This window comes from Halobacillus sp. BBL2006 (assembly GCF_000786645.1).
Taxonomy (GTDB): Bacteria; Bacillota; Bacilli; order Bacillales; family Halobacillaceae; genus Halobacillus.
Genome location: NZ_JRNX01000458.1, coordinates 1 through 8,521, shown reverse-complemented (window position 1 = coordinate 8,521; position 8,521 = coordinate 1). Strand labels below are relative to the sequence as shown.

Below are 8,521 nucleotides of genomic sequence, written 5' to 3'. Positions count from 1 at the left end.
CAAAACAGGAAAAAAAGCAAAGAAAAGCTTCCAAGCCTTCTAAAAAGTCTTCTTTTTACTGGTTCGGAATGATACCCTTTGCTCTGAAAATGATTCGCCGTAAAATAAAGACATCTAATCATTGATATTCAAAAAAACCGTTCATTAAGAAAATGAACGGTTTTTTTGTGAAATCCGACTTAAGTTCATAGTATCCATTACTATTAATTAGATATCGCTGTGTTTTCGGTGTATTCCAAGATCTTCTGACTGGTTTGTTGTGAGATATAAAAGAGTCCACCATTAACAACCTCGACTTGAACACGTGGACGGTAGCGTTTGTCTATTTGCTCTTGTTCTTTCGTAAAAAGATCAAGTCCAATATCTTCGGACTCAAAGAATGAGTTCAGAAGTTCTCTTTCCTGGTCCAGCTGATGCAAAGAGAGGATGGCCCATTGGTCATCAAGAGAGCGTGTGTAGCTTTCAATGTATTGTTCGATTCTTCTGTAAGCACTTCTGATTCCTATAACGGGTGTCATTGGAAAGGTATAATCGGAAACAGTTGGGTGAAAATTTATATTCCGGATTCTTTCCATCATACCGTTTAAAAGAGAGCCGTGAATGAGGTTCAAGCCAATAGATATTCTCTCGTCTTTTGCTTGCTTACCTCTATAATGCAGCAGGAGATTAACAACCAGCCATGGGGTCATGGCACGATTTTGCACAGGTTGGTCGATCATTTCATAAAGACGCGACGTTTTTCCTTTTTTCATTGCTGCCTTATAGATGGTATGAAGCTTAGGAGTTCCCGCGTGGAGATAGATTCCTTTCTTTTCTTCACGGTCAGTATGAGTGAATGTCAATTGCATAGGTTCGCCGCTGCGGTTCATCTTTTTCATGTAGTGCCAGTAAAAAGGACGATTCATTATTTCTTCATCCATCTCAGCGGTCAATTGAATTTTTAAGTGCGAGTTACTTTGCTCGGTTATCGAGCATCCATAGGATAAGAAAAAGTTACGGACAAAATCAAAATAAGGATTCGTGTTCAACTTGACTCCCTCTTTTCATTAATGGAGTACTCTACATAACTCACTAAGTTTTTCAATTTTATATCTATTTCTCCTTGGCTTTCTGACTGGCGTAAAATCGATTGGATTTGTTGGTCGAAGGATCCACCGGGAATTCGTTCCAATATATGATCCAAATCACCAACCGCATTTTTGAACATCTCAATTTTCTCATAAAGCATTTTCATAATATGATCCTCGATCGTATCCTCGATAGCAAAATTGAAAATTTTAACGTCTTGCTCCTGGCCGAAACGGTGAATACGGCCAATTCGCTGTTCTAATCTCATCGGATTCCAAGGAAGGTCGTAATTGATCATTTGATGGCAGAACTGAAGGTTAATTCCTTCTCCGCCTGCTTCCGTTGCGATCATCACTTGAGCATTGTTTTTGAAGAGCTGTTTCATCCAGTCTCGTTTACTTTTATTAAATTTCCCGCTGAAGGGAACAGATGATATCCCATGCTGTTGTAAATACCATTGTAAATAAAATTGTGTCGCTCTATATTCGGTGAAAACTATAAATTTTCCATTGGATTTCTCAATAATTTCCACCATCCGCTTAGCTTTGATGTGATGGGGAAGCTGTCCAAGTTGTTCGATAAAGTAGTCGTAAAGCTCTGCTCCTCGTTCACTTGCCTGTCCCCTCATCTGCTTTAAGGACATAAAACAAGCTTCTCTTGAGGAACATAGTTCTTTCGCTAAAGTTAACCATGTGAAAGAAGGGTGGTCGGACTTCAGGGTTTCAAGCTCTTTATAAAGTTTCTTTTCTTCATCCGTGAAAGACAAACGCACGTTGGTAACGATGCGTTTAGAGGAGTCTAGACCTGTGTCTTTTCTGCGATTACGAATCATTACCTTTCCAACTAAAGAGTGGATATGTTCTATATCCTCGTCTCTTTTAGTGTTAGATTGGTATTTTTTCTTGAAATCAGTAAGATTACCAAGGTAACCAGGCTGCAGGATCGAAACTAAATTAAATAAGTCACTCAGTTTATTTTGAATAGGGGTTGCCGTCAGCAATAAGCAATAGGTCTTCTTCAGAGATTGAACGAATTGATAGTTTTTGGTTTGATGATTCTTCAGTTTATGAGCTTCATCAATGATGATGAGGTCATATGGGATAGAAAGGATCTCCTGTCTATGAGATTCTCGTTTGGCCATGTCGATGGAAGTTACGGTTACATCCCAATCTTTCCAGGATGCTTGCTTTTTTCTAGGGGAGGCAGCTTGAATATAAAATTTTTCGTTAAGTTCCTGAACCCATTGATTCACAAGAGATGCGGGAGTCAAAATAAGTATTTTCCTTGCCACACCGCGAATCATATATTCTTTCACAATCAGACCGGCTTCTAGTGTCTTTCCTAGTCCTACCTCATCTGCAAGAATCGCTCTTCCGTTCATTTGGTGGACGACTTTTTCCGCAGCATCGATTTGGTGATCCAAGAAATCGACGTGAGGTAAATGATCTAACGCTAATAACCCATCAAACCGTGGTACAGTATTAAATCCAGCTGCTTCATAAGCAAGCTTAAACCCATCCCAAGTAGACAATTTTTCAGGATGGTCGAGATCGTCAGTCAGTGTATTTATGAATGATTGGTCATGTTGTATTTTGATCATGTCCATAAACCCCCATCAATTCTGGCTATCCTTGTGCAAAGATTGAGAATTATTCTAGAATTTCCATGTCAAATTATTTATTCCCTATGATATAATGAACGGGAATAATAAAGAGTGCACCCATACGTTACGATTTAGTATGTCCAACTAAATCTTAGAAAATACGAAAGCGAATGACTGCAGGGGGAGAGTCTACGTATGTAGCGCCGAAGGAGCAAGCATCTATTGTGAATCTCTCAGGCAAACAGACCTCTGTAGGACGCAACTCTGGAGAGAGTTTACACTGAGTAAACCACCCAAGAAGCAAGCGGCTGCAAGGGCTACATAAGGGTCGTGAAACTTTCTGGTGAATGGACAGAGACTCCCGTTACGATTAACGGTGGAGTCTCTTTTTTTATGGGAATAAAAAAGTCTTGAAGGAGTGAAGAGGATGTCTGATTTGAAACGCACCCCGCTATATCATGAGTATAAGAAACTCGGTGCTAAAACCATTGATTTTGGAGGATGGGACTTACCTGTACAGTTCTCAAGTATCAAGGAAGAACATGAAGCAACACGTACTCGTGCGGGACTATTTGATGTTTCCCACATGGGAGAAGTTTTGGTTCAAGGGAAGGGTAGCTTTGGTTTCTTGCAAAAGATGCTGACGAACGATATTTCGAAGTTGGAGCCTGGGAAAGCTCAGTACACCATTATGTGCTACGAAGATGGCGGAACCGTTGATGACCTGATTGTTTATAAACTGGAAGAATCCAAGTACTTGCTGGTGGTAAATGCGGCCAATCGTGAAAAAGATTTTAAATGGTTGAAAAAGCATCAAGTAGAAGACGTCCATATGGAGGATGTTTCTGATGACTACGTACAGCTCGCTCTTCAAGGGCCTGCAGCTGAAGAAGCTTTACAAACGCTCACTGAAACGGACTTATCAGAAATTAAATTCTTCCGCTTCAAATCTGACGTGACTTTCAAAGGTGTGAAAGATGGAGGAATTGTTTCCCGTACCGGATATACGGGGGAAGATGGTTTTGAAATTTACTTACCATCCGGTTCTGGCGCCGACCTTTGGCAGGCGATCTTGGAAGCTGGACAGCCACATGGAGTTAAGCCGGTAGGACTAGGCGCACGTGATACTCTTCGTTTTGAAGCTAATTTAGCTTTGTATGGTCAAGAACTTAGTAAAGAAATTACTCCTATTGAAGCTGGTCTGAATTTTGCCGTTAAGGTAAATAAAAAGGAAGACTTTATCGGGAAAGAGGTCTTGAAAAAACAAAAAGAAGAGGGACCCTCTCGTAAACTGGTAGGAATCGAAATGATTGATAAAGGCATCCCTCGAACCCACTACGCAGTCCTTGATGGTGAGGTGGAAATAGGGTTTGTTACAACAGGTACACAATCTCCTACCCTAGGTAAAAATGTAGGATTAGCCTTGATTGATAAAGAGTACACAGAACTAGGCACTGAGGTAACCGTTCAAGTCCGTAAAAGGAAGTTGAAAGCTAAAGTGGTAGCAACACCTTTTTATAAACGATAAAGAACCAGGGGGGACATACGAATGGAATTTCGTTACTTACCAATGACGGAAAGTGATAAAAAAGACATGCTAGACCGTATCGGTGTGCAATCATCTGCGGAATTATTTTCAGATATTCCCGAATCCATTCGCTTCAAGGGCGATTTAGACATTAAGCCGCCTCGAAACGAATTTCAATTAATGAAGGAACTGACTGAGATGGCTGGACAAAATGTGAATGTAAAATCACATACCTCCTTTTTAGGTGCAGGTGTGTACGATCATTATATCCCTTCCATTGTGGACCATGTCATTTCTAGATCAGAATTTTATACAGCTTACACACCCTATCAGCCGGAAATTTCTCAAGGAGAACTGCAGGCTATTTTTGAGTTCCAAACGATGATTTGTGAATTGACAGGTATGGATGTTGCTAATTCATCTATGTATGATGGCGGAACAGCTCTCGCAGAAGCCGTAAACCTTTCTGCTGGTCAAACGAAAAAGAAAAAAGTGCTTGTCTCTAAAGCGATCCACCCGGAATCATTGGCTGTCATTCACTCTTATGTAAAAGGACCTGGAGTCGAAGTGGTAGAAATTGAACACAAAAATGGGTTAACGGATCTTGAACATTTAGAGCAAGAGTTGGATGAAAATACTGCAAGCGTTGTTGTCCAATATCCTAACTTCTTCGGTCAAATTGAACCTCTTGACCAAGTCAGGAAAATTGTTGATTCACAGAAAAAGACGATGTTGATTGCTTCCAGTAATCCACTCGCTCTTGGATACTTAACACCTCCTGGTGAATTTGGAGCGGATATTGTAGTAGGTGACGCTCAAGTTTTTGGTATTCCAGCGCAATTCGGAGGGCCTCACTGTGGTTACTTCGCTACTACGAAAAAGCTTATGCGTAAAGTTCCAGGGCGTCTTGTCGGACAAACTGTTGACGAAGACGGTCGACGCGGTTTTGTTCTTACTCTGCAAGCCCGTGAACAACACATTCGCAGAGATAAAGCGACATCGAACATTTGCTCCAATCAAGCATTGAATGCTCTTGCATCTTCTGTAGCTATGTCGTCCCTTGGCAAACAGGGTCTTAAGAAGATGTCCTGGATGAATATACAGAAAGCATCTTACATGAAGAAACAGTTAGAAGCGCATGGCCTGGATGTCGCATTTGATGGTCCATTCTTTAATGAACTTGTTGTTCGTTTAGGAAAAGACGTCTCCCAAGTAAACAGAGACTTATTGGAAAAAGGTTTTATCGGCGGTTTCGATTTAGGTCAAACGGATGATCAGCTGAAAGGTCATATGCTCGTTGCTGTAACGGAGATTAGAACGAAAGATGAAATTGATCAATTTGCTAAGAAATTGGGGGATATGCATGGCTAAACAAGACTTTCCATTAATCTTTGAACTAAGTCAAGAAAGCCGTACAGGTTTCAGCTTGCCTGATCTTGACGTACCTGAAACTGATGTGGATGAGATGATTGGTGAGGCTTTTTTGAGACAAAGTGAACCAAATCTCCCTGAAGTAAGTGAACTTCAAATTATGAGACATTACACCGCACTCTCAAAAAGAAATCACGGGGTGGATTCAGGTTTTTATCCCCTTGGCTCATGTACAATGAAATATAATCCAAAAATGAACGAAGATGTTGCTCGATTAACAGGCTTCAGTCATATTCATCCATACCAATCAGTGGAGACGGTCCAAGGCGCCTTACACTTGATGTATGACTTGCAAGAGTCTCTGACATCGATTACTGGTATGCATACTGTTACTCTTCAACCTGCTGCCGGAGCGCATGGAGAATGGACCGGTTTGATGATGATCAGAGCTTATCACGAAGCAAATGGTGATTTTGAAAGAACAAAAGTAATCGTACCCGATTCAGCTCACGGAACTAATCCGGCATCGGCTACGGTTGCAGGCTTTGAAGCGGTCACCGTCAAATCAGATGAGCGTGGGTTAGTTGATTTAGAAGACTTGAAGAGGGTGGTTGACGATAAGACCGCCGCTTTAATGCTGACCAATCCTAATACGCTGGGACTTTTCGAAGAAGATATCGAAGAAATGGCATCCATCGTACATGATGCAGGTGGAAAGTTATACTATGATGGTGCAAACTTAAATGCAATTTTAGGGTATGCACGTCCTGGAGATATGGGATTCGATGTTGTTCATTTGAATCTTCATAAAACCTTTACGGGCCCACATGGCGGTGGAGGACCAGGCTCAGGGCCTGTAGGCGTCACGTCAGAATTGGAGCCGTACTTACCTAAGCCGATTCTAACGAAGCGTAACGAACAATATGTCTTCGACTACGATCGACCGAAATCTATAGGTCGTGTGAAGCCTTATTACGGTAACTTCGGAATCAATGTGCGTGCTTACACTTATATCCGTACGATGGGGCCGGAAGGTTTGAAGAAAGTAAGTGAATACGCCGTCATCAATGCCAATTATATGATGCGTCGTTTACAGGAAGAGTACGATTTGCCTTTTGACCGTCACTGTAAGCATGAATTCATCCTATCAGGGAAACGCCAAAAGAAACTAGGTGTTCGTACTCTGGATATCGCAAAACGTCTTTTAGATTTTGGTTATCATCCACCTACCATCTATTTCCCGATCAACGTAGAAGAAGCGCTTATGATTGAGCCGACTGAAACCGAATCGAAAGAGACTCTGGATGCTTTCGTAGATGCGATGATTCAAATCTCGAATGAAGCGAAGGAAGACCCTGAAATGGTTCAGGAAGCTCCTCATACCACTATTGTCAGTCGAATGGATGAAACGTTGGCTGCACGAAAGCCTGTTTTACGCTATTCAAAAGACTCTTAAAACGAAAGCCCGAAACTTTGAATGAGTTTCGGGCTTTCTATTGTTGAATTGGCTTTGTTATGCATTTGTCGTTTTCTAGATCTAAGGAAAATTGCATGAAAGAGGTTATTCTACTAAAGTGCAGTAATACGGAAGTCTTGATTCCAAGCTATTTGTGTGGTTTAGGGTTGTTGGGGAAGGAGTCGCTTTCCGTGGGCGTATGCTGGGCCTCATCGGGCTAGCCCTGTGGGGTCTCATCTAATCCGCTTATCCCACAGGAGTCTCCCCCTTAAAGTGGTCCCGGGTAACAGCTTCATTAAAAAGAAAGTAATAGAAGCGATCATGAATCGAGTAATGATTAAATAGAGAACTCGTACACCTATGTATTTTGCAATAATATACCTCCTTATGTGAATTACAAATATCATATCGATATATTTTATAAAATTCAAATAATTCTCAAAAATTAAAGAACCCGGAAAAATCCGAGTTCTTGTCTTTGAAATTTTTATTTTTTGGCCTTAATTTTACCTGTCCATTTCTTGAATCCGCCTTGAAGTACATTTAAATCTTTATAGCCTTTTTTATTTAGCATCATGGCCGCACGTGTAGATCTGGCTCCACTTTGACAGTAGAGATAGACAGGCTTGTCTTTGCGAATTTCAACGAGGCGATTGCGCATTTGAGATAGCGGTATATTTCGTGCGCCAAGAATGTGGCCGCCATCAAATTCATTAGGCTCTCGGACGTCAATCAATTGTGCTTTTCGGTATCCTTGTCGAAACTCCTCTTCTGTCAATGTGCTCATAATTTTCCTTGCTTTGAAGAATCTATACAAACCGAACACCACCAGCAGAACGGCAGCTCCGATCAAGATCCATAATTCCATCACAGTTTCCCCCCATTTCTCTATTCCTTAATCTATTATAGGAGGGAATCGTCAGCTTTTCAAAAAAAATTTTCTTGATTCATTTATTTTGACTCTAGCCATGAAGGGGTTTTAAAATAGTCAGAGTATGCAACCCACGAAAAAGGTAAACAGCGTAATAAAATCATATTTTTCCTCTTATTATCTTTGCTTCCCTGAGTAATCCTCATGATTATCTGATTGACAAATTTCTGCATGTTCGTTCAAAAACACAATATATAGAAAAAATATTTATATTAAACACAATATATTGATTAACATTTTGTAAATGTGGTATCTTACTAGTATTAACATACTTAGTTATTGATTTTTTAAGTGTAAAGGGAGAGGTTTACGATGCAGACAACAACATCCAGTGACGTCCATACAAAAATTAATTTAGAACGGTTGAACGCCGATATCCGTCAGTTCCCGCAAGTCCACGAAGTGACTTCTGATATGTCGATTACCCACAAAGGGGTATCGAGGCTGGTGATGCTTGATCGCTATGCGTTTAAAGACACAGAGAAGCTGACACTTTCCGAAGGAGATTTCGTTGTATTGACCGTTAAAGACGATCCGAAATTTCCGGCTCGCGGTTTCGGTTTC

Annotated in this window: 7 protein-coding genes, 1 pseudogene and 1 riboswitch; of the genes and pseudogenes, 5 read left to right on the top strand and 3 right to left on the bottom strand. The window is 40.9% G+C overall.

All coding sequences use genetic code 11. The features are described 5' to 3' along the window. On the top strand, nucleotides 1-125 hold a 125-nt coding region (locus LD39_RS22705; RefSeq protein WP_156112646.1), incomplete at its 5' end, for a YqzE family protein. 78 nt (nucleotides 126-203) lie between these two features. On the opposite strand, the gene LD39_RS13665 is transcribed toward LD39_RS22705, so the two are convergent. Together LD39_RS13665 and LD39_RS13660 are read right to left on the bottom strand one after the other, a co-directional pair. Beyond that, nucleotides 204-1,028, bottom strand: coding sequence for a YqhG family protein (locus LD39_RS13665; protein ID WP_035547964.1), 825 nt, complete (start codon nucleotides 1,026-1,028; stop codon nucleotides 204-206). Continuing rightward, nucleotides 1,025-2,674 carry a DEAD/DEAH box helicase gene (locus LD39_RS13660; RefSeq protein WP_035547962.1) on the bottom strand — a complete coding sequence of 550 codons (1,650 nt, stop codon included), beginning with the start codon at nucleotides 2,672-2,674 and terminating at the stop codon, nucleotides 1,025-1,027. Before LD39_RS13660 ends, LD39_RS13665 begins: the two co-directional genes overlap by 4 nt. Before the next feature lie 167 nt (nucleotides 2,675-2,841). Further along, nucleotides 2,842-2,930: riboswitch (glycine riboswitch) on the top strand. A gap of 168 nt (nucleotides 2,931-3,098) precedes the next feature. On the opposite strand from LD39_RS13660, the gene gcvT reads away from it, so the two are divergent. The 3 genes from gcvT to gcvPB are packed head-to-tail and all read left to right on the top strand — an operon-like array spanning nucleotide 3,099 to nucleotide 7,026. Next, nucleotides 3,099-4,199 (top strand): glycine cleavage system aminomethyltransferase GcvT, encoded by a 1,101-nt coding sequence (gene gcvT / locus LD39_RS13655; protein WP_052158872.1) that lies wholly within the window; start codon nucleotides 3,099-3,101, stop codon nucleotides 4,197-4,199. Nucleotides 4,200-4,220: 21 nt separating this feature from the next. After that, complete coding sequence (gene gcvPA, locus LD39_RS13650; RefSeq protein WP_035547956.1) at nucleotides 4,221-5,570, top strand: aminomethyl-transferring glycine dehydrogenase subunit GcvPA; 1,350 nt, start codon at nucleotides 4,221-4,223, stop codon at nucleotides 5,568-5,570. Next, nucleotides 5,563-7,026: an aminomethyl-transferring glycine dehydrogenase subunit GcvPB gene (gene gcvPB, locus LD39_RS13645; protein ID WP_035547954.1), complete on the top strand. Its 1,464-nt coding sequence runs from the start codon at nucleotides 5,563-5,565 to the stop codon at nucleotides 7,024-7,026. The genes gcvPA and gcvPB overlap by 8 nt, the downstream gene beginning before the upstream one ends. 487 nt (nucleotides 7,027-7,513) lie before the next feature. Here the strand turns inward: gcvPB and LD39_RS13640 are convergent, their stop codons facing one another. After that, a complete protein-coding gene (locus tag LD39_RS13640) occupies nucleotides 7,514-7,894 on the bottom strand; it encodes a rhodanese-like domain-containing protein (RefSeq protein ID WP_035547950.1) in 381 nt (126 codons plus the stop codon). A gap of 375 nt (nucleotides 7,895-8,269) precedes the next feature. Between LD39_RS13640 and LD39_RS13635 the strand changes: the two are divergent. Next, a pseudogene (locus LD39_RS13635) lies at nucleotides 8,270-8,521 on the top strand (hypothetical protein); the annotation flags it as partial.

What these genes read in the sequence shown, in the direction of transcription:
- LD39_RS13660 (WP_035547962.1), bottom strand. Translation starts at nt 2,674, where the DNA reads ATGGACATGATCAAAATACAACATGACCAATCATTCATAAATACACTG.
- gcvT (WP_052158872.1), top strand. Translation starts at nt 3,099, where the DNA reads ATGTCTGATTTGAAACGCACCCCGCTATATCATGAGTATAAGAAACTC.
- gcvPA (WP_035547956.1), top strand. Translation starts at nt 4,221, where the DNA reads ATGGAATTTCGTTACTTACCAATGACGGAAAGTGATAAAAAAGACATG.
- gcvPB (WP_035547954.1), top strand. Translation starts at nt 5,563, where the DNA reads ATGGCTAAACAAGACTTTCCATTAATCTTTGAACTAAGTCAAGAAAGC.
- LD39_RS13640 (WP_035547950.1), bottom strand. Translation starts at nt 7,894, where the DNA reads ATGGAATTATGGATCTTGATCGGAGCTGCCGTTCTGCTGGTGGTGTTC.